The following is a 23,474-nucleotide window of genomic DNA, read 5'->3' on the forward strand; positions in this document are numbered from 1 at the left end:
CGGCTGAGGCAGTCACCCGGCGAGACGCGGAGCGCCTCGCCGGGTTCCGCTCGTCCCGGTCAGACGCCCGCGTAGGAGTGGAGGCCGGAGATGACGAGGTTGACCAGGTAGTAGTCGACGAACAGGGCGCTGAAGGCGACCAGGGAGACGGCCGCGGCCTTGCGGCCGCGCCAGCCGGCGGTCGCCCGTGCGTGCAGGTAGGCGGCGTAACAGACCCAGGTGATGAACGACCAGGTCTCCTTCGGGTCCCAGCCCCAGTACCGGCCCCAGGCGGCCTCGGCCCAGATCGCGCCGGCGATGACGGCGAACGTCCAGATCGGGAAGCCAAAGGCGATCAGCCGGTAGGTCAGCGTGTCGAGCGTGCCCGACGACGGCAGCCGCATCACGATGCCGCCTCGGCTGCGCATCGCTCCCGAGACATCGGCCCGGCCGGCGGCGACCTCCGCCAGCCTGTGCTCCCAGCGGTCCCTGACCAGGAACAGCACCGTCATCACCGCGGACACCAGGAAGATGCCGCTGGACAGGATCGCGGCGACCACGTGGATCTTCAGCCAGTACGAGTTCAGCGCCGGCACCAGTGGCCCGGCCGCGACGTAGAGCACCGTCCCGGCGAACCCCATGTACACCAGCACCGGGAACGTGACGAACACGCCGAGCCAACGCACCGGGTAACGGATCATCAGCGCGAGGAACGCCGTGATCGCGATCAGGCAGATCATCGACGAGAACTCGTACATGTTGCCCCAGGGCACCCGGTGGGCCGCGAAGCCGCGGGTCGCCATGGAACTGATGTGCAGCCCCCAGCCGAGCACCGTGAGCACCACGGCGATCCGGCCGATGAGACGCGCCCTGGCCGGCTCGGCCTCGCCGTCGGCCGAGTCCGGGGCGTCGCCACCGGCGCGCCCGGCTGTCGTGCCGACGGCTGGCGCCGCCTTCCCGGCTGGGGTCGCCAGCTCAGAGCCAGGGGCGCTGCCGGCGAGCTGGGCGGTCCCGGCCGCGGCGGCCGACCGGGCGGCGGCGCCGACGAGCGCCGGCTCGCGCGCCGCGCCCGCCGCCACCGCCTCGCCGGCACCGGCGCCGGCCGCGTCCGTCGCGGTTCGGCCGAAGCGGTTGAAGGCGAACTCGGCGGCGTAGCCGAGCATCGCGGCCGCGTAGACCGCCATGCTGCCGCCATAGAGATGATCGGACAGCTGGGCGAGGCCCTCGTTGACGGCCATCACGGCTCCCGTCTGGTGCTGGAGGGGTTGTTCTGGTCATCGGGTTCGGCGGAGGGTTCCGCCTGCCCGCTGGTGTCCGTGGCGTCCCGGGCTGGGCTGGTCGCCGCCGGGGCGGCCGATGGCTGAACTGGCGACGGCTGAGCCTGGGGTGGCTGAGCCGGCGATGGCTGAGCCGGGGGCGGCGATGCGGCCAGGCCGGGAGGCTCCGTGGCCACCCGGATCTGGCCGGTGAGGGCGGCGAGCTCGGCCGCGAAGCCCTCCGCGTCCGAGCGGGACAGGCCGCCGATCTCGACGGTGCTCCCCGCGCCGGCAGCCGGGCGGGCGCGGACCCAGACCCGGCGGCGGCGAATCCGCAGACTCGTCACCAGCCCGGCGATGATCGCGATCGCCGCGTAGAGCACCAGGCTCTTGTACGGGTCGGACTTCGTCTCGAAGGTGGCGAACTCGCGCAGGCCGTCGACCTCGAGCGACAGGCCACCGGGCAGGCCGGTCATCGTGCGGTTCTTCGGGTCGTTCGGGGCCAGCAGCTGGGCGATCCTCGCGTCCCCGCTCGGGCCGTTGGTGCTGAACTGCTTGAGGTCCCGTGTGTCGAGCGCGTAGATGTTCTGCGGGATGCCCTCGTTGACGTGCAGGTTGCCGACCCAGCCGGTGAGGATCACCCCGGGCGCGACCGCCCCCGGGTAGATCGAGACGGGGCCCCGGGCCGGGTCGAAGCTGGTCGTCGGGGTGAAGAAGCCGGAGAAGGCCAGCTGCTGCGGCGTCCTGAGCTGCCCGGTGGCCGGCAGCCCGGTGTCGGGGATCTTGACGGTGCAGGTCGAGGTGAACATCGCGTCCCGCGGGGTGCACGGCACGTACGACTCCCACACCGTCTTGCCGCTCTTGTCGCGCAGCACGAAGTGCGGCGCGTAGCCATGCCCCAACAGGTAGATCTTGCTGCTGCCGATCTTCAGCGGGTGGTTCACCCGGATCTCGGCGCGCTTCGCCGGGGCGTCCAGGTCGTCGGCGTAGGCGACCGTCGCCACGAAGTCCTTGGGCTGGCCGTTCGCCTCATAGGTGGCCTTGAAGTCGTCCAGGTTGAGGGAGAACGGTCGCAGCTTGGCCGTGTCGACCAGTTGGCCGGAGCTGAACTGGTCGTAGGAGATCAGCGTGTTCGAGTAGCCGTCGCCCTGGATCACCAGGACGGTGCCCTGGTAACCGAACCAGGAGCCGAGGCCGACGCCGAGCAGGACGACAACGAGCGCGATGTGGAAGATCAGGTTCCCGGTCTCGCGCAGGTAGCCCTTCTCCGCCGCGACCGAGTGGTCGGGGCCGCCGCCGGGGCGGGTCGCGCCGGGCGGCGCCACCGCCACCCGGAACCGCCGGCGGCGCAGCACCTTGGCCGCCGACGCCACGGCCTGTTCGGGCGGGAGCGTGCTCGCCCAGGACGACCCGCCGGCCAGCCGGCCTGGCCTTGCCGGCGCCGCCGGCGGCCGGCCGACGAGCGCCCGCAGGTGCCACTGCACACGCGACCACAGGCAGCCGATCAGCGAGATGAACAGCAGCAGGTAGATCGCCGCGAACCACGGCGCCCCGAAGACGTGGAATCCACCGAGCCGGTTCAGGATCGGCGCCCAGGTCGGGTGGGCGGCGTAGTACTCCTGCACCTTCAGCGGGTTGATGGTGCGCTGCGGGATGAGCGAGCCGGGGATGGCCGCCACCGCCAGGAGGAACAGCAGGATCAGCGCGGTGCGCATGCTGGTGAGCACCCGCCAGGCCCGCCGCGGCGGGTCGAGCAGCCGCGCGATCTGGCCGCGCCCACCGGCTCGGGCCGGGCTGCCGTCCCCGCCGTCCACGCCGTCCCTACCGGCGGCGCCTCCGCCGGCGCCGGCGGCCGTGGCATTCGCCTTCGACCTCGGCTTCGTCGCGGCCGCCCGCGCGGCGGGCGTCTCCGGGATGGAGAACTCATCCGGATGGGCGACGATCTGGTCGGTACCAGCGCCCGCGGCGGGCAGCGGAGCGTCCGGCTCTCCCGAGCCCGGCCCGTTCGCGGCCGGTGCCTTCGGTACGGAAGTCGTCGAGGGTGGCGTCACAGCGGCGTCTCCGCGAATCCGGGGGCGTAGGGGCGCAGCGTCGCGACCAGGTCCGCCCACTGCCCGGTCACCTGCAGGACCCCGACGGCGACGAGCAGCACGCCGCCCGCGACCGTCAGCAGCCGGGCGTGCGAACGCACCACGCGCAGCGCGCCGGCGACCCGTCGGAAGGCGAGCCCGACGACGACGAACGGCACCCCGAGGCCGAGGCAGTACACCGCGGACAGGAACGCGCCGCGGCCGGGAGTACCACTCTGCACTGCCAGCCCCTGCACGGCCGCGAGGGTCGGGCCGAGGCACGGCGTCCAGCCGAGGCCGAACAGCGCGCCCAGCACCGGCGCGCCCAGCAGGCCCTTGGCGGGCAGCCGGTGAATCCGGAACTCCCGGTTGGCCAGGGAGAGCCGGGAGAACGCGCCGGCGAACAACAGGCCCATGGCGATCGTGACCGCGCCGAGCACCTGGGCGACCCCGGCCTGGTGCACCGTCAACCACTGCCCGAGCCCGCCGAAGGCCGCGCCGTAGGACACGAACACCACCGTGAACCCGAGCACGAACAGCCCGGTCCCCGCGGTCACCCGCCCCGCTCGACGAAGGGCGCCCAGCCGGCCCAGCCCGCGCCGGACGGCCGTCGTGGTCGCAGCCGTGGTCGTGCTCGCGGTCGGCCGCGGCCGACCCGCGACCCGCTGGCCGGAGGCCGGTCCCTCGGTCGAGGGCCTGGTGGGCGGCGACTGATGCGCCGGCCGCACGCCGTCGGCGACCAGGCCGGGCGGCGGCGACGCGGCCACTCCGGCGGCCACGAGCGCCGCCTCAGGCACCGCGTCCGCCGGGTCGGCGTCCGTATCCGAGGCTGAGGAAACGGCGGCCTGTCGCTTCCTCGCCGTCGAAGGCTCGCCTTCCAGGTCGGCGCCGGACAGGCCGGTGACATAAGAGAGGTAGCCCGGGATGAGCGGCAGAACGCAGGGCGAGAAGAAGGACAACAGGCCGGCAGCGGCGGCGACCGGGGTCGCGAGCAACAGGGGTCCGTCGGTGACCAACCCGGTGACGCTCACTCGCCGTCCCCCGCGTGCGGGGCCAGCGAGTCGCTGCTCGGGGCGATCACGTCTCGGCCGACAGCTGGTCGAGGACCGCGGTGAGCCCCTCGGTCGAGACGGCGCCGGTGAACCGGGCCGCGATCTGGCCCTTCGCGTCGAGCACGACCGTGGACGGCAGCCCCAGCGCGATCGGCCAGCCCACCGCGAGGATGCCGTTCTTGTCGAAGATGCTGGGGTAGGTGACCCCGTGGTCCCGGGCGAACGCCAGACCCGGCGAGACGCCCTGCTCCTTCTCGTTTACCCCGACGAACGCGACGCCCGGTCTCTTCCCCGCTAGCTCGACGAGGTGGGGCGTCTCCTCGCGACAGGGCGCGCACCAGCTCGCCCAGAAGTTGATCACAACGGGCTTGCCGCGTAGCGACGCGATATCCAGCTTCTCTCCGGTCAGCGTGGTACCGGCCAGCCTGGGAGCCGGCTTACGGTCGGCCGGCGGGACGAAGTCCTGCCCGGCGGCCTGCTGCACGAACCCGAAACTGCCGCCGCCGGTCGCGTCGACCGCGTTCGAGCCCGTCGAGCAGCCGGCAAGCACCAGGCCCACGACCAGCGCCAGCGCGGCCGGCACCCCCGCGATCCTGGCGAACCGCCGCCGGGTCACCGGCAGCGCATCGGGCACCGGCGCACGCCCGGGGTCCCTGCCGGATCGCGAAGCGATCTGGGAGGTCCGCGGCACACACGAGTCCCGCCGTCGCATCTCCAGCACGCCACCCAGTATGTGCGCCACGCCCGCCGCTCCGACACGGTGTCTACGACCACTCGTAGAACTTCCCCTACACAGTAAGTCGCGCCGTTCGTACACGCCCCACTCGGCCCCGGTCCATCACGGTCGCGTACCCGTGCTCGGTTGATGCGGGCCCAGGCGTGATGGGCGGAACGCGGACGCGACGTTGGGTGTGACGGCGGTGCGGCGTGGTGAAGCTCACCGGCCATCGATCGGGCCCGAACGGCCCCGCCACGCGCCTTCCGCTCTCCCTGCCGGCCGGCGACCCCGCGACGCGCCGATGCCGACGTCGACGCACCGGACCGCGACGGCGACGGCGACGGCGACGGCGACGGCGACGGCCCGATCACAGATCATCGCTCTGCGTATATGTATGGTCACCCTTTGTGTTGTCACTCTGCGTAGCAGCGTCTGGGGTGCGAAGCGTGCTGAAGTGGAAGCCGGTCCTGGTTGGCACTCTTTCGGGCCGGACACGGCGGGTCACGTATGCGGCGGCGGCGTTCGCGGTGGTCCTCAACCTTCTGTTCATGGCGATGAGTTCCGCGGGGGCCTGGGCCGCCGACACCACGCAGTTCCCGAAAGACCCATCGCGCCGTTATGGCGTCGCGATACCGTTCGAGGGTTACACCGACCTCCATGGCGGGCTGCTGCCGATTTCCGGCGCGGTGGGCGTGGATTTGGTGCTTGGCTCCCCCACGAACAAGTACCTGCCCTGCCAGAATCTGGCAGAAACATACATCAATGCCTGTGAAGAGCGTGGAAGCTATACCACCTACACCCGGTTCCAAGCCGGCCAGGGGCTACTTTTCCCGTTCGGGTACTTCATGGGAAACATTCAGCGGGACATCGTCACCGGCCGCTACGTGCGGACGGACTGGGGTCGGCGCACCGCAACCCTGTCGGTGGAGTTCTACCCCGACATCAACCGCGACCGGGAGTACGTTCACCCGCGCTTCGAAGTCGAACGTTTCAACCCCAACACCGACGGCTGGGCCTACTCCGCGCCCATCGGGCGAATCGCCGTCCCCACCCTCGCGGACCCGGGGACGACCCGTGTCAGCGGAAGCATCACCGATGGGGGTACGGCAATCCCCAAGGACCGAGTCAGGATCCTCGTTTTCGGCGGTCGCGCCAGCTCCTCCACCGGCTTCCCGATCTCGTCGTTCGCGGTGTGGGACAGCGCGGGCGAGACGTCCTGGACTTCTGGAGCGATGTACGAGGGCCCGCAGGTGATCACAGTGACCGACAAGGCGACCGGCCATACCTGCGACGTGGTGTATCACAACATGACCGGCCGGGACAACACCTTGGATTTCGACATCTCTCGCCCCGGTTTCGGGGGTACCGGGCACAAGTGCAACTTCGGCACCGGCACCCTCTCGAACCGCTAAGCGGCCTACCGAAGGACTGACGGCGGGTGCAGACCCGCCGTTGCCACACCGGTGCCGACGCGCCGGGCCCGCGTGCGTGGTGTCCACCGATCGGTGGACACCACGGCCCAACTCCCGGTGGTTCCGCGAGAGGCATTCCGGCGGAGATCGTGGCGGTATGCCAGCGATAGAGATTTCGGGATTGCGCAAGACGTATGACGGGCGGGCCGTCGTCCATGATCTCGATCTGACCATCGAGGCCGGAGAGTGCTTCGCGCTGCTGGGGCCCAACGGGGCGGGCAAGACGACCACCGTCGAGATCCTCGAAGGGTTCCGCTCCAGGGACGGCGGCGGCGTCACCGTGCTCGGCCGCGATCCCGCCAGCGCGAACCGGGGCTGGCGCTCACGGATCGGCGTCGTCGCGCAGACCACCGGCGCGGCGCTCGACCTCAGCGTCGCCGAGGCCGTCCGCCATTTCGCCGCGTACCACGCGTCGCCGCGGCCCGCCGACGAGCTGATCGAGGCCGTCGGTCTCAGTGACAAGGCGAACACCCGGATCGTCAACCTGTCCGGCGGTCAGCGCCGCCGGCTCGACGTCGCGCTCGGCGTGCAGGGCCGTCCGGAGCTGCTCTTCCTGGACGAGCCGACGACCGGCCTCGACCCCCAGGGCCGCCGGCAGCTGTGGGAGCTGGTCACGAAGCTGCGCGCCGACGGGACGACGATCCTGCTCACCACCCACTACCTGGACGAGGCGGCGCGGCTGTCCGACCGGGTCGGGGTGATCGCGCACGGGCGGCTGCTCGAGGTCGCGCCGACGGCCGAGTTCGGCGGCGAGCTACGCGACGGCGCGACCGTCCGCTGGCGCACCGGCGATCTGGTCCACGAGGTCACCACCCGGACCCCGACGGCGGTCGTCCGCCAGCTGCTGGCCGAGACGCCCGGCGGCGATGAGATCGAGGACCTGGAGATCCGCCGCCCCACCCTCGAGGACATCTACCTCGAGCTGCTGAGCGCCGCCGACGGCGAGACCCCGCGACCGGCCGAACCCGCCCAGCCAGCCGAGCCCGACCCGACCTCCGAACCCGACCTGCCGCACCAGCCGCGCGTCACCACCAGGAGTGGGTCATGACCACCACCACTACCACCGCCACCGAACCCGTCCTCGCCCGCGGCCCGGTCGCGGCACCCCCGAGCGCGGCGCGGATCGCCCGGGCGCGGGCCGCGCTCGAGCTTCGGCTCTACCTGCGCGCTCGCCAGGCGCTGGTCTTCTCCTTCTTCTACCCGATCATCATGCTGGTGATCTTCGGGTCGATCGACATGGGCGGCGACGTCGCGGGCGGCGTCACCTACGTCCAGTACTTCACCGCCGGCATCGCCGCGACCGGCATCATCCTCAACACGTTCCAGCAGCTGGGCATCCGGATCGCAGGCGAGCGAGACGCCGGCGAGCTGGCCCGGCTGCAGGCGCTCGGCACGCCGGCGATCTCCTACCTGGCCGGCAAGGCGGCCCAGGTGCTGGTGACGACCGTCTCCCAGCTGGCCCTGCTGGTCGTGGTGGCACGCTTCGCCTTCGACGTCCCGTTCCCCGTGGACGCCGCCCACTGGCTGACGTTCGGCTGGGTGACGCTGCTGGGCACGCTGGCCGGGACGGCGCTCGGCTTCGCCGTGTCGCTGCTGCCGAAATCAGCGAAGAACGCGGACACGATCATCGTGCCGATCGCGCTCGTGCTGCAGTTCTTCTCCGGAGTCTTCTTCGTCTACAGCGACCTGCCCGGCTGGATGCAGACGATCGCGAGCATCTTCCCGCTGAAGTGGCTGACACAGGGGATGCGCTCGGTGTTCCTGCCCGACGCCGCCGCGAGCGCAGAGGTGGCCGGTGGCTGGGAGCACGGCCGGACGGCTCTCATCCTCGCCGCCTGGGTCGTCGTCGGCATCATCGTCTGCGCCCGTCGCTTCCGCTGGCGCCGCGTCTCCTAAGGGCCAAGGGTGCGCGAAAATGCTCTTCTTCGCGCACCCGGCGGCCTCTGTCCCCAGAGTCGTTAGACCATCTGTCGTGGCGCAATGGGTCCTGTCGTGGCGCAGTGGGTCGAGGCGGAGGTTCACAGGTGAACTCGGGCGCGGCACTGGTGACGAGGTGTTGGCGCGGCGTCGGCTCGTTCCTGCTGCCCAGCCAGGCCGACCCGTCGACGCACGAGGGCCCGCCCATGGGCGCGCGCGTCTGGCGCCGGGTGCTGGTGGGCCTGCACGGGTCCTTCGTCATCCTCGCGGCGCTCGCCGTGCTCACGATCCTGACCAACGACCTGTCCGAGCCCTGGTGCCGCCCGGCGGCGCTGGCCGCGATCGGCGCGATCGTGCTCGCCTACGCGGTGGCCGGCCGGGTGGGCCTGACCGCGGCCAGGGTGTCACCCCGCGGCCGCGCGCTCATCGTCGTCTACCTGGTCGTGCTCGTCGCCGGGATCGGCGTGCTGGCCAGGACCGATCCGGACACGCTGTTCATCTTCTTCATCGTCTACGCCCAGGTGTGGTCCCTGGTCGACCGGCCACTCCCGGGCACCTTCTGGTCGCTCGCGCTGGTCACCGCCAGCATCGTCGGGATGGCGCTGCGCCCGGCGCGGGACCGGCCGGATCTCGTCAGCCTGATCGCCAACCAGGCGATCGGGGTCGCGTTCGCTCTGCTGATGGGCATCTGGGTCCACAGCCTGTTCGACCGCAGCCGCGAGCAGGCGCGTCTGATCGAGAAGCTGGAGAGCGCGCGGGCGGAGGTCGCGGCGCTGGAGCGCGAGCGCGGCGCGCAGGCCGAGCGGGACCGGATGGCCCGTGACGTCCACGACACGCTCGCGCAGGGTTACACGAGCATCCTCATGCTGGCCCGCACCGCCATCGCCCAGCTCGGCGCCGACCCGGCGGCCGCGCGCGAACGCCTCGAGCTGGTCGAGGAGGTCGCGAGCGAGAACCTGGCGCAGGCACGCGCCCTGGTGGCGGCCCAGTCGCCGGTCGAGTTGGACGGCACCAGCCTTCGCGACGCGCTCACCCAGCTCGCCGGCCGCTTCACCCGGGAGACCGGCATCGAGGTCGACATCCGGTTCACCCCCGAGCCGACCGGCAACGACGGCGACGGCGACGGCGACGGCGACGGCGGCACAATCGCCACCGGCGGCCCGTCGGGCCTGCTCCCGGCCGAGGAGCTGATGCTGCTGCGCGCCGCCCAGGAAGCCCTCACGAACGCCCGTCGGCACGCCTCGCCGTCCGGGGTGACCGTCGCCCTGGACACGGCCCGGCCTGGCGAGGCGACGTTGCGGGTCGTGGACGACGGGGTCGGCTTCGCGGTGGGTACCGAGACCGGCAGCGGGCTGGTCGGCATGCGCCGCCGGGTGGAGGAGGCCGGTGGCGAGCTGCTGGTCACGTCGGCGCCGGGCGCCGGCACGCAGGTGGTAGCCCGGGTCATACGCCAGCGGTGACGCCACAGGCACCTGCACCACCGGCACAGGCACAGGCACAGGCACAGGCACCCGGATGGAAGCGGAGATCGTGATGACGGGCGAGGAGCAGGCGACGATCGGGGTCCTCGTCGCCGACGACCACCCGGTGGTGCGGTCGGGACTGGTCGGGATGCTCGCCAGCCAGCCCGGCCTGCGGATCGTCGGCACCGCCGCCGACGGCGAGCAGGCCGTCGCCCAGACCGGGGAGCTGCTGCCCGACGTAGTGCTCATGGATCTACGGATGCCGCGCCTGGACGGCGTGGCGGCCATCGAGCGGATCAGCGCGAGCCATCCGCGCGTCGCGGTGCTCGTGCTGACCACCTACGACGGCGACGCGGACATCGTCCGCGCCGTCGCGGCCGGCGCCGCCGGCTACCTGCTCAAGGACGCCCCGCTCGACACGCTCGCCGAGGCGATCCGCGCGGCGGCGCGCGGCGAGACCGTGCTCGCCCCGCCCGTCGCCGCCCGGCTGGCCTCCCGCCTGCGCGCGCCGGAGCCGGTCACCCTGACGCGCCGCGAGACCGAGGTGCTCGCGGCGGTCGCCCGCGGCGGCACCAACGCCGAGATCGCCCGCGAGCTGTTCATCGGCGAGGCCACCGTCAAGACCCACCTGCTGCGGATCTTCGCCAAGCTCCAGGTCGACGACCGCACCCGCGCCGTCACCATCGCCCTCGAACGCGGCCTCCTCCCACCCATCACGCCGAGCTGACCGGCCGGGCCCCGAGCTCGGCGGTGGACGCGCCGGGTCGCGGGTCCCAGGTGGAAAGCAGACCGAGCTTCTCCGCCGTGGGCGACCCGGCGAGCGCCGTGTACAGGATGAGGTTCTGGCCCGGGTCCTGCGGGAGCACTAGTGACTGGTAGCGCAGATCCATATCGCCGACGAGATCATGGTGGACGGTCTTCGCCCCGTGGGTGTGCTGGAAGAGCGCGTGGTCGGCCCACCACCGCGCGAAATCGCCGGAACGTACGGTGAGCTCACCGACGAGATCGTTCAGCGCCGGGTCGTCGACCCGCTGTCCCGCCGCCCGGCGAAGAATCGCCACCATCTGCGCGGCCACGGTCTCCCAGCGCGGGTACACGGCGCGCGCCCGGGGGTCCAGAAATGTCCAGCGAGCCATGTTCCGTTCCCGCACGGGCATGGCCGCGAAGTCGTCGAAGAGGATCGCGCCCATCCGGTTGATCGCCAGCACCTCCAGCAGTGGGCCGTGCAGGATCGCCGGTACGGGATCGAGTGCGTCGACCATGGCGCGGACCGCGGCGGACGCTTTGGGCCGTGCCTGCCCGGCCACACCGCCCGCGGCGCGGCCAGCGCCATCGACACCGCCGACGCCGCGGGCGCCGAAATCCGCACCGCCCGGGTGAGCGGTCTCGGGCATCGAGCGCCGCGGGCGGGCGAGCAGGCGCAGGTGGTCGCGTTCCAGGCCGTCGAGTCGCAGCGCCGCCGAGAGGGCGTCGAGTACCTGGTCGGAGACGTTGCGGGCACGGCCCTGCTCCAGCCGGGTGTAGTAGTCGACGCTGACCCCGGCGAGGATCGCGACCTCCTCGCGGCGCAGCCCCGGCACCCGGCGGCCGTCGTGCCGCCAGGGAAGCCCGACGTCCGCGGGGCTGAGCCGAGCGCGTCGCGAACGTAGGAAGTCCCGCAGCTCAGCCGATCGGTCCATCGCCTCCAGAGCCATCCCGCGAGTATCCGCGCGGCCGTGGCCACGGCGGAAGACGGAACCTGGTACGGCCAGAACCAGGTTCAGCGGACCCCGCCCGAGCAGGGCCGGTCAGCGTGGGGCGGACGGTTGTCCCGCCGGTGTTGACTTCGAACGACCCGGACCACCGCCTCGGCTCACCGAGAGCCGCCGTTCCCAGGAGCCCGCAATGCCGATGCCCCCGCATCCGCCGAAGAACACCTCGAGCCCTTTCGCCTCGGTCACCGGACACCACGTCGGTGTCCGCGTCCCGGACTACGAGGCCGCAAAGCGCTGGTACACCGAGAAGCTCGACTTCAGGGTCCTACGGGAATGGCCATACGGAGAACTGCTGCTGGCCTATCTGAGCCCGGCCGCGGATGACGACTTCCATCTCGAGCTGCTCGGCGGGCCGGTGCCGAATCCGAACCCCGTCCTCGACGACCTGGCGGTCAGTCTGGAATACGGCGGATACCAGCATCTGTGCCTTCATGTCGACAACGTCGACCGGGCCCGGGCGGAGCTCGCCGCCCGAGGGGTCGACCTGATCGGGGAACCGTTCGAGATCGAGGCCATCAGCCGGCGGCTCGCCTTCCTGCGCGACCCCTGGGGCAACATGATCGAACTCTCCGAGACACTGCCCGGCGCCGGCAGCTGACCGGACCCGTCGCCGGTCGCCGCCTGGCCGTCCCGCGTGCCGCTCCGGGCGGCCGCTCCAGGTGGCCGGCCCGACCGTCCCGGTGGCAGCGCACGGCCGGCCCCTAGGATCACGCATCGTGTCCGGGGAAGGGGGCGGGTTGACTACTGACATCAGGACGCCGCGACCGGTCCGCGACCTGCGGTTCGTCGTGGTCGGCTCGTACCACGCCGACTGCCTGATCGGCACCCCGCGTCTCCCGGACTGGGGCGACGACCTGCGCCCCGAGTCGGTCCGGACGGTCCCGGGCGGCAAGGGCCTAAACCAGGCCGTCGCCCTCGCCCGTACTGGCGCCCGTGTCTCGGCCGTCGGGGTGCTCGGCGTAGACCCGGTCGGATCGTCGCTGCTCGCGACGCTCGCCGCCGAGGGCATCGACGTGACCACGATCGCCCAGCACCCGACCGTGCCGACCCCCATCTGTCTCGTGTTCACCGCCCCCGACGGCCGGAACGCCTTCGTCTGGCGCGTCCCGGACGAGTACGCCGTCACGTCCGAGGTCATCGCCCGGGCGGAGCAGGCCATTCGCGGCGCCGACGCCGTCCTGCTCACCTTCGAGACTCCCGAGGCGATCTCCCCCGTCGCCGGGATCGCCCGGGCCGTGGGCGCCCTGGTCATCGTCAACCCCGCGCCGCGACCCGCCGATCGCCAGCAGTTCGACGCCGTGCGGTGGGATCTCGTCGACGTCCTCATCCCGAACGAGCTTGAGGCGCGCGCCCTCCTGCCCGACGGCCACCCGGCCCGCGACGGTCCCGCCGAGAACCTGGCCGAAGCCGTCGGCCGGATGCTCGCCGTCCCACTGGTCTGCGTCACCCTCGCCGAACGCGGCTGCGCGGTCTACGACGGCGCGACGACCCGCGCTTACCCGGCGCATCCCACGGAGGTCATCGACACGACCGGCGCCAGCGACGCCTTCACCGCGGTCTTCTCCGCCCACCACGTCGCAAGGGCGACCCAGGCCGACACCGTCTACCGGGCACAGTCGGCCGCCGCCCTGACCATCACCCGCCCCGGCGCCTACGACGCCCTGCCCGCCCGGGCCGACCTCTCCTGACCGCTGGGTCAGGGACGGCCCGCGAGGACCTCGATGACCTTTTCGGCGACCCCGGTGGCGCTGGCCGGGTTCTGCCCGGTGACCAGTCGGCCGTCGACGACGACCTGCGCCGCGAAGTTGGGGGCGCCGAGGTGCTTGGCGCCGAGGTCCTCCAGCCTGCTCTGCAGCAGGAACGGAACGGTGTCGGCGAGGCCGACCGCGTGCTCCTCGTCGTTGGTGAACGCGGCGAGGCTCTTTCCCTCGACGAGGGGGCGGCCGTTGGAAAGGGTGATGTTGACCAGTCCGGCCGGGCCGTGGCAGACCGCGGCGATGACGCCCTCGTTGTCCTCGTAGATGCGACGGGCGAGCTCCGCCAGGTCGGTGTCGCCGGGGAAGTCCCACATGGTGCCGTGGCCGCCCGCGTAGAGGATCGCGTCGTACGCCGCCGGGTCGAGCTGGTCGGGGGTCGGGGTCGCGCGCAGCTTGGCGGCGATGTCGGGGTCCGTGAGGAACCTCCGCTGGGTCGGGTCGTCGGGCTTCACGCCGTCTCGGGGCGGCTCGCCGCCGGCGGTGCTGACGAGGTCGACCTCGTAGCCGTGCGCCCGGAACACCTGCCACGGGTCCGCGGCCTCGGAGACGTAGAAACCGGTACCGCGCCCGGTCGCACCCAGGTCGCTGTGGCTGGTGAGGGCGATCAGGATTCGCTTGTTCGGAGCCATCGTCGGCAGCCTCTCCGTGTCGTCCTGAAGATCTGGGTCGTGCTGAAGATCTGTCGGGGCCGACGGTAGGTGCGGGAGCAGGTGCCGTCTAATGTGCGCCAAGGCCCGGGCCATAAGATTTTTTATGGCTGGCGGCATCGGCGACAAGCTGCATGGTGATCCGGGCGGCTTCGGGGGCGCTCGCCGGGTTCTGGCCGGTGACGACCCTCGAGTCGACCACCACCCGAGGGGCGTAGCTACGGCCGGACTCGTAGTGCGCCCCCAGCGCGGTCAGCGCATCGGGAAGCAGCAGCGGGACGACGCCGATCATGCTGGCCTTGCGCTCCTCGTCGTGGCTGAAGCCGGTGACCCGCAGACCTCGCACAAGCGGGGTTCCGTCGTCGCGCCGAGCAGGGAGCAACCCCGCCGGCCCGTGGCAGACGGCGTTCACGACGCCACCCGCGGTCCAGACCGCCGCGACCAGCGCACCGAGGGCCGGGTTGTCCGGCATGTCCCACATGGCGGCGTATCCGCCGGCGAGGAAGACCGCCGCGTAGTCCGCCGGATCGACCTCGCTCACCGCCGGAGTGCCGTCCAGCGCGTCGCGGACGTCCTGGGAGCCGAGAAAGAGGCGTTGCACCGGGTCGCTGTGGTCGACTCCGTCGGCCTGTGGGCGGCCGCCGAGGATGCTCGCGATGTCGACCTGGTAGCCGGCGGCGCTCGCCTCCCACCAGGGATACGCGGCCTCTGGCAGCCAGAAACCCGTGGCCCGGCCGGTGTTCCCCAGCCGGGTCCAGCTGCTGACGACGATCAGGACCCGTGGTGGTCCGGAGCTGCGGATCATGCTCATCCCCTCGATCATGCTCCCTCCCGCCGAGTCTCGCAGGCCGAGGCGGGTCGGTCCGCCGGCGCGCGCCGCGGGTGGCCGCCGTGAGCGTTCACCGGCCGGTACCGCGCGGCGCAGCGGCAACACACCGCCGCATGCCTTCCGAACGCGCCGTATTGCGCTGACAATCCGAAGAAAACAACGAAGTGTCCGGAACCACCTTGTCCGCGGCCCGAGGGAGCGCACAGTGGCCCGTGATCGGAAGTGGTGATAATTGACCGGTGCCGGGTGAACAACGACCTGGCCCGGCGGCTTTTCGCCCGGAAGCACGGCCGCGCCGAAATCCGCCCGCGCCCGGGAGATACCGGTGACCGCGCAACGAAGAGGAACGGCACGAGCCTGAAACACACTCCGACCGCTGGGGGAAGACGTGCAGCAGAGGCCCGACCTTGACCTTCTCCGCACCTTTCTCGCCGTCTACCGGTCCGGCGGGCTCACCCGCGCCGCGCGGGAGCTCGGGCTCAGCCAGCCCGCGGTGACCGGTCAGGTCAAGGCCCTGGAAACCGCCATCGGCCGTCCGCTGTTCGACCGCACCAGCCGGGGCGTGCTGCCCACCGGAGACGCGGAACGGCTGGCGACCGAGATCGCCAACCACGTCGACGCGCTGGAGCAGGTGATCGTCGCGCGCATCACGGGCGACGGTGGGCCGCTGAGCCGGGTGGTGCATCTCGGCGGGCCGCCGGAGCTGACCTCGGCGCGGGTACTGCCCTCCCTGGCCGACCTGGTCCGCCAGGGCCTGCGCATCCAGGTGACGCTCGGGACGGCGGAGAACCTGCTGGAAGGCCTGACCGAGGGCCACCAGGACATCGTCATCAGCAGCGTGTACAGCCGCGACCGGCGGCTGCAGGTGACCGCCCTGTGCGACGAGGACCTCGTCCTGGTCGGCACCGACGACTGGGCCCGCCTGCTCACCCCGGAGCGGTTCTCCCAGTGGGGGGCCGTCGCGCTGCAGGACGTCGCCGTGGTCACCGGCTCCAGCGGCGACTCACTGCTGCACCAGTACTGTTCGCTCGCCTTCGGGGTGCTGCCCCGGCTGCGGGTGGTCGTGACCGTCGACGACCTGCGCGGGGTGATCTCCACGCTGCTGGCGGGGGCCGGGGTGGGAGTCGTGCCGCGCTACCTGATCGCCGACCATCTCGCCGACGGATCCCTGCGGGAGCTGCACACCCCGGAGATCCCGCCCATCAACACCCTGTTCCTCGCGGTCCGCGCCGGATCGTTGACCCAGCCTCACCTGGCTGAGGTGCACACCCGGCTGCTGCTGCAGGCCCGGCTGTGGTGACGGCCCGGCCGTACTGACGGGCGGGCCGCACTGACGGGCAGGCCGTACTGACACGTCGGCGATGCCGATGGGCCAGCGATGCCAACGGGCCGGGCCCACGGCGGCGAAGGCTTCGCCGTGTCGTGTCGGCTATCCGTCACCGCTGTCGGCTACTAATCATCGCCATCGCCGCGATGATGACGCGGCGCCAATTCGTTATTGGCCGGGACGCGATTCCCGTGGCAGCATGCTGCCCGAGGCGATCACCTCCCGACACCTCCACGAATTGCGGGCCGATAGTAAATCGGAGTAGTGCGTGATGTCTTCTTCGGTGACAATAGTCCGGCAGCCCTCCGCCGAGACGATCGATCGTATCGCCATACGGACGTCCGAAAAGGACGTACGCGAGCTGGAACGGTTGCTGCGCCGGGGCAGCCGGGCCCAACAGGAAAACCCGGAACACCACGAGCACCTCAACGAACATATCGACAAACCATGGGGCTGCGAGTACCGGGTCTTCGCCGACGACTTCCATGACGTCTGGGAGCTGCGTATCGAGCCCGGGCACGCGACCTCCGTGCATGCCCATCCCCGCAAGGTGACCTATCTGCTGTGCCTGGGGGGAACCGGCGAGATCTCGACACTGGACGGGGCGTTCGAGGTCGGCCCGGGAACGGCGGTGCGCATCGGCGCGGGGGCCTTCCACGGCACCACCAACACCGGCTCCGCCCAGCTGGCCCTGGTGGAGGTGGAGCTGCCGCGCAACAAGTTCGACCTGGTCCGCCTGACGGACAGCTACGACCGCGCGACGACCGCCTACGAGCCCACGGCCAGCCATCTCGACGGCAGCCCGCTGCGCCGCGCCCCGCACATCCCGCACGCGGTCATCCGCCGGGCGTCCCCGGACCGCCGGTTCAGCTACGAGATCAGAACCGGGATGGACCTGTACTACCGCCGGCTGCCGACCGAGCTCTTCCACGTTCCCATCGGCATGAGCGGTGTGGTGCACGGCAGCGTCGACGTGCTGGGCGGCGCGTCCCGCGACGAGGTCGCCACCGACAGGAGCTACCTGTCGATCAGCGGCGCCCAGTAGCGCCGGCCCCGCCCCGCCTGCCTTCGCCAGACAGCCAGGCCATTGCCGGGCAGCCAGGCCATTGCCATGTCATTGCCATGCCGCCGCGCCTTCGTCAGTACGCCCTGGCGCGCGTCGGACCTCTGGTCGTCTCTCCGAAAGGACCCACCATGAGCAGCGCCGTCATCCTCACCGGTCCCGGCTTCCAGGACCACGACGTGGTCTACACCTACTACCGACTGCTGGAGGAGGGCTGGACGGTGGACGTCGCCACCCGCGATGGCGAGCCCGTCACCGGCAAGTACGGCGTTCCCCTGCCGATGGACAAGACCGCCAGCCCCAACATCAGCTTCGACGACCTCGACGTCGCCGCCTACGACGCGGTGATCTGCACGGGTGGCCACGAGGCACCGGACCGGGTCCGCCAGGACCGTCGCGTGCGCTCGTTCGTCGCCGGCATGGCCGAGTCCGGCCGCGTCGTCGCCGGGCTGTGCCACGGACCGTGGATCATGGTGAGCGCCGGCGTGCTGCGCGGCCGCAACGCCTGCGCCTACATCGGTCTGCGGGACGACGTCGTCAATGCCGGCGCCCATGTCATCGACAGCGACGTGGTGGTCGACGGCAACATCATCACCTGCTCCTACTACGCCTACGTCGGCCGGTTCATGCGGGCGGTCTTCGAGACCACCGCGGCCCTCGCCGCCCAGGCCGTCACCGCCGACGCCGGTACCGCCGCCGCGCCGGTACTGGCCGCGGGCTGACGACGGCGCCGAGCCCGTTCACGCGGATCCAACACGGAGCTTGCGACGATGCTCTTCCTTGATTTCGACGGCGTCATCTGTGACGCCTTCACCGAATGCGCGGTGGTCGCCTGGCACGGCCACCACCGGGCCCCGGACGGGCCGCCGCCGGAGCTGGACGCCACGATCCTGCCTGCCCGGTTCGTGGACGACTTCCGGCGGATCAGGCCGTATGCCCGCACCCTCGGCGGGTTCCTCGTCGCCCACCACCCCGACGTCGACGCCGTCGACTCTCAGGATGGCTACGAGATGCTGCTCGCGACGTTCAGCGCCGATGACGTCGCGGGCTTCGAGCGGCGGGCGGGCGCGGTGCGCACGAGGCTGCGGCTGACCGCGCCGCGGCGGTGGCTGGAAGCGCACCGGGTGTACCCACAGGTCGGGGCGGCGATCGCCCGCCACGACGGGCGGGTGGTGGTCGTGACCGCCAAGGACGCCGTGTCGGCGGGGAGGATCCTGGCCCACCACGGCCTGCGCGAACACGTCGCGGACATCATCGGCGACTGCGTGGACAAGCCCGCGGCGATCAACGCGGCGCGGGCGCGGGCGGGGCATCCCGCCCGGGTGCTGTTCGTCGACGACAACCTCGGCAACGTCGTCGCCGCGGTCCGCGCGGGGGTGCCGAGCCTGTGGGCCCGGTGGGGATACCACACCGCCGAGCAGCTGCGGCTGGCCGACCGGGACGGGGTCACACCGATCGAGCTCGCCGAGCTCGCCGAGCTCACGGTGTAGGGGGCTGAGGCTCATGCGCGGCCGCGACGAAGTCCGCGTACGAGTTCTGGCCAGTCCGGCCAGTCCGGCCAGTCCGGCGAACCGTGAGCAGGTCACCGCGCTGGACGCGACGACCGTCCTGCTGGCGATCTGCGCGCTGCTGATCCCGGCTGCGCTGTACGCCGGGGTACCGCTGGCCGGACCTACCGGGCTCCGGTTCGGCGTCGACGACGCGGCGGCGGGCTGGACCAGCGGCGCCTTCGCGCTGGCCTACGCGGCGGGCTTCCTCGCCGCGGGGCTGGTCGCGGCGCGGTGGGGCCCGCGGCGGACGCTGGCCGGCGCGACCGGGATATTGGCCGTCGTGACCGCGGCGGCGCCGCTGACCGGTGACTTTGGCGTGTTCCTCGCCGTGCGCGCCGGGCAGGGGCTGGCCGCGGCGATGTTCGCGCCGGTCGCGCTGGTCCTCACCGCCGAGCGCACCGCGCCGGCCCGGCGCGGGCCGGCCCTGGCCCTGCTGACCACCGGCCTGCTCGGTGCCGGCATCGTCGGCCAGCTCCTTGGCACCGGCGTTCTCGCCTGGGCCGGCTGGGCGGCGGTGTTCTGGGTCAGCGCGGGGATCTACGGCCTGCTGGCCGCGGCACTCTGGCTCGTCCTGGCGCCTGATCCGCCGTCGGGCGGTGGATCGGGTGAAGGCCTGGCGCGGTCGGTCGGGGCACTGGTGGGCGACCGCCGGATCTGGCCGGTGTTCGGTGCCGCGTTCGGGGTCTTCGGGACCTTCGTGGCGATGTACCGCGCGGTCGATGGACGCCTGATCCACGGCCATCAGGCGGGAACGGGCCTGCTGCTGGCGTTCGAGGCGGTGGGCTGTGTGGGGCTGCTGGCGGCTCCACTGGTGGCCCGCACCAGGGTGGGGCGTTCTCCACGGCTACAGAGCGCGGCCGGTTTCCTGACCGCGGCCGCCGGGCTGGGCGTACTGCAGCTCGGGGCGCTGCCGGCGATGGTCCTCGGCAGCGTCGTCTACGTCGCGGGCACGAGCCTGGTCGTCCCCGGCCTGGTGGGCCTACTGACGCTCAGCGCCGGCGAACGGCGCACGGCCGCGGTCGGGGTGAACACCTCGGTGCTCTTCGTGGGTGCGGCGGCGGTTCCGGCACTCGTCACGGGCCTGCCCTACCACTCCTGCCTGCTCGTCCTTACCGCCCTGCCGCTGGTCGGCGCGGCGCTCGTCGGCACCGTGCGCCCGGCGGGCGGGATTCCAGGCCCGACGAAACTCACGCGGAAGCGCCAGGCGCTGACGGACCCAAAGCCGGCGGGGCGGTAGGACCATCGGGCTCGAGGCAGACCGGCGGGTGAGCAGCGTGGCGACCGGGCCCGTCGCGTGCGGCCGGCATGCAGGCAGGCAGGCAGGCAGCAAGTACCAGCAGCTGCGTCAGCCGGCGGTAGAGGGCAGCGGGGTCGGGGCGAGGCGGGGGCCCAGGAGGCTGCCGCCGTCCACTACCAGGACCTCGCCGGTGATCCAGGCGGCCGCGTCACTCACCAGGAACAGGGCGGCCGACGCGATGTCGGGGGGCTGGCCGATACGACCGAGCGCCCAGCCGTAGTCGGCCTCAGGGCCGGCGCCCGTCCACAGGTAACGGGCGAAGTCGGTCTGGACCAGGCCGGGCGCGATCGCGTTGACCCGCACGCCGGGTCCCAGCTCGGTCGCCAGGTGGCGCGTCTGGTAGATCAGAGCCGCCTTCGTCATGTCGTAGACGCCGAGCGGCCCGCCGTACTTCAGCCCTCCGATGGAGGCGATGTTCAGCACTGTCCCGCCGTGCTCGCGCAGCCGCGCCCGCCAGGCCGCCTGCGTCCAGACCAGCGGGCCGCGCAGGTTGACCTCGATGGTCTTGTCCAGCCTCGGCAGGTCGATGTCGATCAACGGGCCGGCGTACGGGTTGGTCGCGGCGTTGTTGACCAGGATGTCGAGCCCGCCGAACCGCTCGACCGTCGCGGCCACCGCGGCCTCGGCTCCCTCCGGGCTACCGGCATGAGCCGCGAACACCGCCACCTCGCCGGCCCCCTCGGCATCGGCAAGGTCACCAGAGATCTCCGCGGCTGCTTCCTCCAGCGCGGGCAGCTTGCGGGCGGTCAGCATCACCCGCGCACCGTTCTGGGCCAGCGCCCGCGCGATGGCAAGCCCGATCCCCCGCGACGCGCCGGTGACCAGTGCCACCCGCTCGCCCAACTCCACCCGCATGTTTCCTCCTCTTTCACCGCCAGGACGGCTCCTGTTCAGAGCCAAGAGGAGGATCATCGGACCGACAACCGTCGCGACGCCAGGACCGGCACGAAACGCCACCTGCGCCCGGCGCCCCGGTGGTCGGGCCCGCGACCTGATCGCCGTTGCGCCCTCCGGTGGTCACGATCTGGCCCGCTGGCAACCACGGCAGGGCACAAACGGCGATCATCGGGGGCGAGGGGAGGGGCGACGGCGGCAAAGCATGACGCCGCACCACCAAGGACCAAGGTCAGTCGCGGGGTTTGATCAGGCGCCGACGGAGCCGGAGCCGGTGGCGGTGGGGCCGTTGGGCTCGGCGTAGTCGACGCGCAGGAGGGTGCCGTCGTCGCCGTAGACGGCGGAGGTGACGCTGGCCAGCGCGCACTGGCGGCGGTCAGGGCGGTGGAAGAGGCGGCGACCTTCGAGGGCCCGGCGGGCGGTCCAGACGGGCAGCTGGTGGCTGACCAGCACGATGTGCCGGCCGGAGAAGGCATCGCGCCACTCCGCGGCGGCCCCCAGCATCCGCTCGGCGATCTCGGTGTAGGGCTCGCCCCAGGACGGGCGCAGCGGGTTGCGCAGCACCGACCACATCTTCGGGTCGCGCAGCAGGCGGGGGCTCGCCTCGAACGCCCTGCCCTCGAAGAAGTTGCGGCTCTCGATCAGCCGGTGGTCGGCGAGCACGGGCAGCCGGTGGGCGGCGGCGATCGGCGCGGCGGTCTGCTGGGCGCGCATCAGCGGGCTCGCGACGACAGCCGCGACGTCGAGCCGGGCGAGGAACTCCGCGGTGACCTTCGCCTGCTTCTCCCCCGCCTCCGAGAGCCGGTAGTTCGGCAGCCGGCCGTAGAGGATCTTCTCGGGGTTGAACACCTCGCCGTGGCGGACCAGGTGAACGGTCGTCGTCCCCTGCTCGGCCACCTCCCGGAGCGGCGCCGCATCCGGGACCGTGACAACCGGGGCCGCGGCCTCCGGGGTCACGGCCTCCGGGGTTGGCTCCGCCGCCGCCTCGTTCACGGGGCCACCGCCCCGTGCGCGCCAGCGGCCGGCGGGTCGGCCACCGACGCGGCGGCGCGGGCGGCGGCGGGGGCCGCGTCGGCGATGCGGTTGACGGCGTCGTCGTCGTGGGCGGCGGAGACGAACCAGGCCTCGAAGGCGGACGGCGGCAGGTAGATGCCAGCGTCGAGCATGCTGTGGAAGAAGGCCGCGTAGCGGGCGGTGTGCTGGGCGGCGGCACCCGCGTAGTCGATGACGGCGGCGGCGTCGGTGAAGAAGAAGCTGAACAGGTTGCCAGCGCTGGCCGGCAGGTGCGCGACGCCGGCCTCGGTCAGGGCGGTGGACACGATCCCGGCGACGTCGGCGGCGCGGGCGTCGACGGTGGCGTAGACCTCGTCCGTACAGGCCCGCAACGTGGCCAGCCCCGCGGCGACGGCCAGCGGGTTCCCGGACAGGGTGCCGGCCTGGTAGACGGGGCCGGCCGGCGCCAGCCGGGCCATCACGTCGGCCCGGCCGCCGAAGGCCGCGGCGGGCAGCCCACCGCCCATGACCTTGCCGAAGGTGAACAGGTCGGGCGCCCAGCCCTCGGCCACGCCTTCCAGGCCCCACCAGCCGGCGCGGGAGACCCGGAAGCCCGTCATGACCTCGTCGAAGATGAACAACGCCCCGTGCTGGTCGCACAGCCGGCGAAGGCCGGCGTTGAAGCCAGGCAGGGGTGGGACGACACCCATGTTCGCCGCCACCGCCTCGGTGATCACCGCCGCGATCGTGTCGCCGTGCTCCGAGAACGCGGCCTCGACCAGGGCGAGGTCGTTGTAGGGCAGGACGATGGTGTCGGCGGTGGCCGCGCCGGTCACCCCGGGGGTGTCGGGCAGGCCGAGGGTGGCGATGCCCGAGCCCGCGGCGGCCAGCAGGGCGTCGACGTGGCCGTGGTAGCAGCCGGCGAACTTCACGATCTTCGACCGACCGGTGAACCCGCGGGCCAGCCGGATCGCGCTCATCGTCGCCTCGGTGCCGGAGTTGACCAGGCGGACCTGCTCCAACGGGGCGACCCGGTCGACGAGCGTCTCGGCGAGCTCGACCTCGCCGGGGGTCGGGGTGCCGAAGCTGGTGCCGCTGGCGGCGGCGCGGTGCAGCGCGTCGACGACGTCCGGGTGCGCGTGGCCGAGGATCATCGGCCCCCACGAGCAGACCAGGTCGACATAGTGCCGGCCGTCCGCGTCCGTCAGATAGGCACCCTTGCCGGACACCATGAACCGCGGCACGCCCCCGACCGCCCGGAACGCCCGGACCGGGGAGTTGACGCCGCCAGGAGTGACCCGCCCGGCGCGGGCGAACAGATGCTCGGAAGCCGGTGCCGCGGACGGGGTCACCGCGGCGGCCGCTGGAACGTGCATGCCCCGATCCTCGCAGGTCCGTCGGGCATGGCTCGCGACCCGCTCGCCATTGAGTCCTTTC

General features: G+C 72.1%; 22 protein-coding genes. 12 read left to right on the forward strand and 10 right to left on the reverse strand.

Going from position 1 to position 23,474, the window contains the following annotated elements:
• Positions 1-59: 59 nt before the first annotated feature.
• Genes ccsB through FRCN3DRAFT_RS42225 form a run of 4 tightly spaced genes read right to left on the reverse strand, consistent with a single transcriptional unit; the run spans position 60 to position 4,990 of the window.
• Entirely contained in the window at positions 60-1,217 is a 1,158-nt protein-coding gene (ccsB, locus tag FRCN3DRAFT_RS0202090; RefSeq protein WP_027140171.1) for a c-type cytochrome biogenesis protein CcsB, read from the reverse strand.
• Positions 1,217-3,286, reverse strand: a complete 2,070-nt coding sequence (gene resB / locus FRCN3DRAFT_RS42220; RefSeq protein WP_007516796.1) for a cytochrome c biogenesis protein ResB — start codon at positions 3,284-3,286, stop codon at positions 1,217-1,219. The genes ccsB and resB overlap by 1 nt, the downstream gene beginning before the upstream one ends.
• On the reverse strand, positions 3,283-4,335 hold the full coding sequence (locus tag FRCN3DRAFT_RS0202100) for a cytochrome c biogenesis CcdA family protein (RefSeq protein ID WP_007516798.1): 1,053 nt from the start codon (positions 4,333-4,335) through the stop codon (positions 3,283-3,285). The genes resB and FRCN3DRAFT_RS0202100 overlap by 4 nt, the downstream gene beginning before the upstream one ends.
• A 46-nt stretch (positions 4,336-4,381) precedes the next feature.
• The gene (locus FRCN3DRAFT_RS42225; RefSeq protein WP_232793890.1) at positions 4,382-4,990 is read right to left on the reverse strand and encodes a TlpA family protein disulfide reductase; all 609 of its coding nucleotides are present in this window, start codon (positions 4,988-4,990) and stop codon (positions 4,382-4,384) included.
• Positions 4,991-5,520: 530 nt separating this feature from the next.
• Between FRCN3DRAFT_RS42225 and FRCN3DRAFT_RS42230 the strand changes: the two genes are divergently transcribed.
• The 5 genes from FRCN3DRAFT_RS42230 to FRCN3DRAFT_RS0202130 all read left to right on the forward strand — a co-directional run bounded on the left by FRCN3DRAFT_RS42230 (position 5,521) and on the right by FRCN3DRAFT_RS0202130 (position 10,653).
• Positions 5,521-6,486, forward strand: a complete 966-nt coding sequence (locus tag FRCN3DRAFT_RS42230) for a hypothetical protein (RefSeq protein WP_232793891.1) — start codon at positions 5,521-5,523, stop codon at positions 6,484-6,486.
• 157 nt (positions 6,487-6,643) lie between these two features.
• Positions 6,644-7,594: an ABC transporter ATP-binding protein gene (locus FRCN3DRAFT_RS42235; protein ID WP_007516804.1), complete on the forward strand. Its 951-nt coding sequence runs from the start codon at positions 6,644-6,646 to the stop codon at positions 7,592-7,594.
• Complete coding sequence (locus FRCN3DRAFT_RS0202120) at positions 7,591-8,442, forward strand: ABC transporter permease (RefSeq protein ID WP_007516805.1); 852 nt, start codon at positions 7,591-7,593, stop codon at positions 8,440-8,442. Before FRCN3DRAFT_RS42235 ends, FRCN3DRAFT_RS0202120 begins: the two co-directional genes overlap by 4 nt.
• Positions 8,443-8,570: 128 nt before the next feature.
• On the forward strand, positions 8,571-9,923 hold the full coding sequence (locus FRCN3DRAFT_RS0202125) for a sensor histidine kinase (protein WP_007516807.1): 1,353 nt from the start codon (positions 8,571-8,573) through the stop codon (positions 9,921-9,923).
• Positions 9,924-9,978: 55 nt separating this feature from the next.
• Positions 9,979-10,653: a response regulator gene (locus tag FRCN3DRAFT_RS0202130; protein ID WP_007516809.1), complete on the forward strand. Its 675-nt coding sequence runs from the start codon at positions 9,979-9,981 to the stop codon at positions 10,651-10,653.
• Here the strand turns inward: FRCN3DRAFT_RS0202130 and FRCN3DRAFT_RS0202135 are convergent.
• The gene (locus FRCN3DRAFT_RS0202135) at positions 10,640-11,620 is read right to left on the reverse strand and encodes a helix-turn-helix transcriptional regulator (RefSeq protein ID WP_007516810.1); all 981 of its coding nucleotides are present in this window, start codon (positions 11,618-11,620) and stop codon (positions 10,640-10,642) included. The two genes, FRCN3DRAFT_RS0202130 and FRCN3DRAFT_RS0202135, sit on opposite strands and share 14 nt — an antisense overlap.
• A gap of 190 nt (positions 11,621-11,810) precedes the next feature.
• On the opposite strand from FRCN3DRAFT_RS0202135, the gene FRCN3DRAFT_RS0202140 reads away from it, so the two are divergent.
• Together FRCN3DRAFT_RS0202140 and FRCN3DRAFT_RS0202145 are read left to right on the forward strand one after the other, a co-directional pair.
• Complete coding sequence (locus tag FRCN3DRAFT_RS0202140) at positions 11,811-12,278, forward strand: VOC family protein (protein ID WP_007516812.1); 468 nt, start codon at positions 11,811-11,813, stop codon at positions 12,276-12,278.
• Between the two features lie 139 nt (positions 12,279-12,417).
• Positions 12,418-13,368: a PfkB family carbohydrate kinase gene (locus FRCN3DRAFT_RS0202145; RefSeq protein WP_027140173.1), complete on the forward strand. Its 951-nt coding sequence runs from the start codon at positions 12,418-12,420 to the stop codon at positions 13,366-13,368.
• A gap of 8 nt (positions 13,369-13,376) precedes the next feature.
• On the opposite strand, the gene FRCN3DRAFT_RS0202150 is transcribed toward FRCN3DRAFT_RS0202145, so the two are convergent.
• Together FRCN3DRAFT_RS0202150 and FRCN3DRAFT_RS42240 are read right to left on the reverse strand one after the other, a co-directional pair.
• Positions 13,377-14,066 (reverse strand): type 1 glutamine amidotransferase domain-containing protein, encoded by a 690-nt coding sequence (locus FRCN3DRAFT_RS0202150; RefSeq protein WP_007516816.1) that lies wholly within the window; start codon positions 14,064-14,066, stop codon positions 13,377-13,379.
• Between the two features lie 88 nt (positions 14,067-14,154).
• On the reverse strand, positions 14,155-14,895 hold the full coding sequence (locus tag FRCN3DRAFT_RS42240) for a type 1 glutamine amidotransferase domain-containing protein (protein ID WP_198535928.1): 741 nt from the start codon (positions 14,893-14,895) through the stop codon (positions 14,155-14,157).
• A 406-nt stretch (positions 14,896-15,301) separates the two neighbouring features.
• On the opposite strand from FRCN3DRAFT_RS42240, the gene FRCN3DRAFT_RS0202160 reads away from it, so the two are divergent.
• The 5 genes from FRCN3DRAFT_RS0202160 to FRCN3DRAFT_RS0202180 all read left to right on the forward strand — a co-directional run bounded on the left by FRCN3DRAFT_RS0202160 (position 15,302) and on the right by FRCN3DRAFT_RS0202180 (position 20,090).
• The gene (locus tag FRCN3DRAFT_RS0202160; protein WP_007516818.1) at positions 15,302-16,213 is read left to right on the forward strand and encodes a LysR family transcriptional regulator; all 912 of its coding nucleotides are present in this window, start codon (positions 15,302-15,304) and stop codon (positions 16,211-16,213) included.
• Between the two features lie 310 nt (positions 16,214-16,523).
• Positions 16,524-17,285 carry a cupin domain-containing protein gene (locus FRCN3DRAFT_RS0202165; RefSeq protein WP_051466109.1) on the forward strand — a complete coding sequence of 254 codons (762 nt, stop codon included), beginning with the start codon at positions 16,524-16,526 and terminating at the stop codon, positions 17,283-17,285.
• A gap of 149 nt (positions 17,286-17,434) precedes the next feature.
• Positions 17,435-18,025 (forward strand): DJ-1/PfpI family protein, encoded by a 591-nt coding sequence (locus FRCN3DRAFT_RS0202170; protein WP_007516820.1) that lies wholly within the window; start codon positions 17,435-17,437, stop codon positions 18,023-18,025.
• Between the two features lie 48 nt (positions 18,026-18,073).
• The gene (locus FRCN3DRAFT_RS42245; protein ID WP_007516822.1) at positions 18,074-18,793 is read left to right on the forward strand and encodes an HAD family hydrolase; all 720 of its coding nucleotides are present in this window, start codon (positions 18,074-18,076) and stop codon (positions 18,791-18,793) included.
• Positions 18,794-18,806: 13 nt separating this feature from the next.
• The gene (locus tag FRCN3DRAFT_RS0202180) at positions 18,807-20,090 is read left to right on the forward strand and encodes an MFS transporter (protein WP_007516823.1); all 1,284 of its coding nucleotides are present in this window, start codon (positions 18,807-18,809) and stop codon (positions 20,088-20,090) included.
• A gap of 108 nt (positions 20,091-20,198) precedes the next feature.
• Here FRCN3DRAFT_RS0202180 and FRCN3DRAFT_RS0202185 read toward each other — a convergent pair whose 3' ends face one another.
• From FRCN3DRAFT_RS0202185 to hemL, 3 genes are all read right to left on the reverse strand, one after another.
• Entirely contained in the window at positions 20,199-21,005 is an 807-nt protein-coding gene (locus FRCN3DRAFT_RS0202185) for an SDR family oxidoreductase (protein ID WP_007516825.1), read from the reverse strand.
• Positions 21,006-21,293: 288 nt separating this feature from the next.
• Positions 21,294-21,941, reverse strand: a complete 648-nt coding sequence (locus tag FRCN3DRAFT_RS0202190; RefSeq protein ID WP_027140176.1) for a histidine phosphatase family protein — start codon at positions 21,939-21,941, stop codon at positions 21,294-21,296.
• A 92-nt stretch (positions 21,942-22,033) separates the two neighbouring features.
• Positions 22,034-23,413 carry a glutamate-1-semialdehyde 2,1-aminomutase gene (gene hemL / locus FRCN3DRAFT_RS0202195; RefSeq protein WP_007516828.1) on the reverse strand — a complete coding sequence of 460 codons (1,380 nt, stop codon included), beginning with the start codon at positions 23,411-23,413 and terminating at the stop codon, positions 22,034-22,036.
• Positions 23,414-23,474: the final 61 nt, after the last annotated feature.

Origin of the sequence: Pseudofrankia saprophytica (assembly GCF_000235425.2) — a bacterium.
In the GTDB taxonomy this organism is placed as follows: Bacteria; Actinomycetota; Actinomycetes; order Frankiales; family Frankiaceae; genus Pseudofrankia; species Pseudofrankia saprophytica.

What these genes read in the sequence shown, in the direction of transcription:
- FRCN3DRAFT_RS0202120 (WP_007516805.1), top strand. Translation starts at nt 7,591, where the DNA reads ATGACCACCACCACTACCACCGCCACCGAACCCGTCCTCGCCCGCGGC.
- FRCN3DRAFT_RS0202140 (WP_007516812.1), top strand. Translation starts at nt 11,811, where the DNA reads ATGCCGATGCCCCCGCATCCGCCGAAGAACACCTCGAGCCCTTTCGCC.
- FRCN3DRAFT_RS0202170 (WP_007516820.1), top strand. Translation starts at nt 17,435, where the DNA reads ATGAGCAGCGCCGTCATCCTCACCGGTCCCGGCTTCCAGGACCACGAC.
- hemL (WP_007516828.1), bottom strand. Translation starts at nt 23,413, where the DNA reads ATGCACGTTCCAGCGGCCGCCGCGGTGACCCCGTCCGCGGCACCGGCT.
- FRCN3DRAFT_RS0202135 (WP_007516810.1), bottom strand. Translation starts at nt 11,620, where the DNA reads ATGGCTCTGGAGGCGATGGACCGATCGGCTGAGCTGCGGGACTTCCTA.
- FRCN3DRAFT_RS0202150 (WP_007516816.1), bottom strand. Translation starts at nt 14,066, where the DNA reads ATGGCTCCGAACAAGCGAATCCTGATCGCCCTCACCAGCCACAGCGAC.
- ccsB (WP_027140171.1), bottom strand. Translation starts at nt 1,217, where the DNA reads ATGGCCGTCAACGAGGGCCTCGCCCAGCTGTCCGATCATCTCTATGGC.
- FRCN3DRAFT_RS42245 (WP_007516822.1), top strand. Translation starts at nt 18,074, where the DNA reads ATGCTCTTCCTTGATTTCGACGGCGTCATCTGTGACGCCTTCACCGAA.
- FRCN3DRAFT_RS0202180 (WP_007516823.1), top strand. Translation starts at nt 18,807, where the DNA reads ATGCGCGGCCGCGACGAAGTCCGCGTACGAGTTCTGGCCAGTCCGGCC.
- FRCN3DRAFT_RS0202185 (WP_007516825.1), bottom strand. Translation starts at nt 21,005, where the DNA reads ATGCGGGTGGAGTTGGGCGAGCGGGTGGCACTGGTCACCGGCGCGTCG.
- FRCN3DRAFT_RS0202130 (WP_007516809.1), top strand. Translation starts at nt 9,979, where the DNA reads ATGGAAGCGGAGATCGTGATGACGGGCGAGGAGCAGGCGACGATCGGG.
- FRCN3DRAFT_RS42235 (WP_007516804.1), top strand. Translation starts at nt 6,644, where the DNA reads ATGCCAGCGATAGAGATTTCGGGATTGCGCAAGACGTATGACGGGCGG.
- FRCN3DRAFT_RS42240 (WP_198535928.1), bottom strand. Translation starts at nt 14,895, where the DNA reads ATGAGCATGATCCGCAGCTCCGGACCACCACGGGTCCTGATCGTCGTC.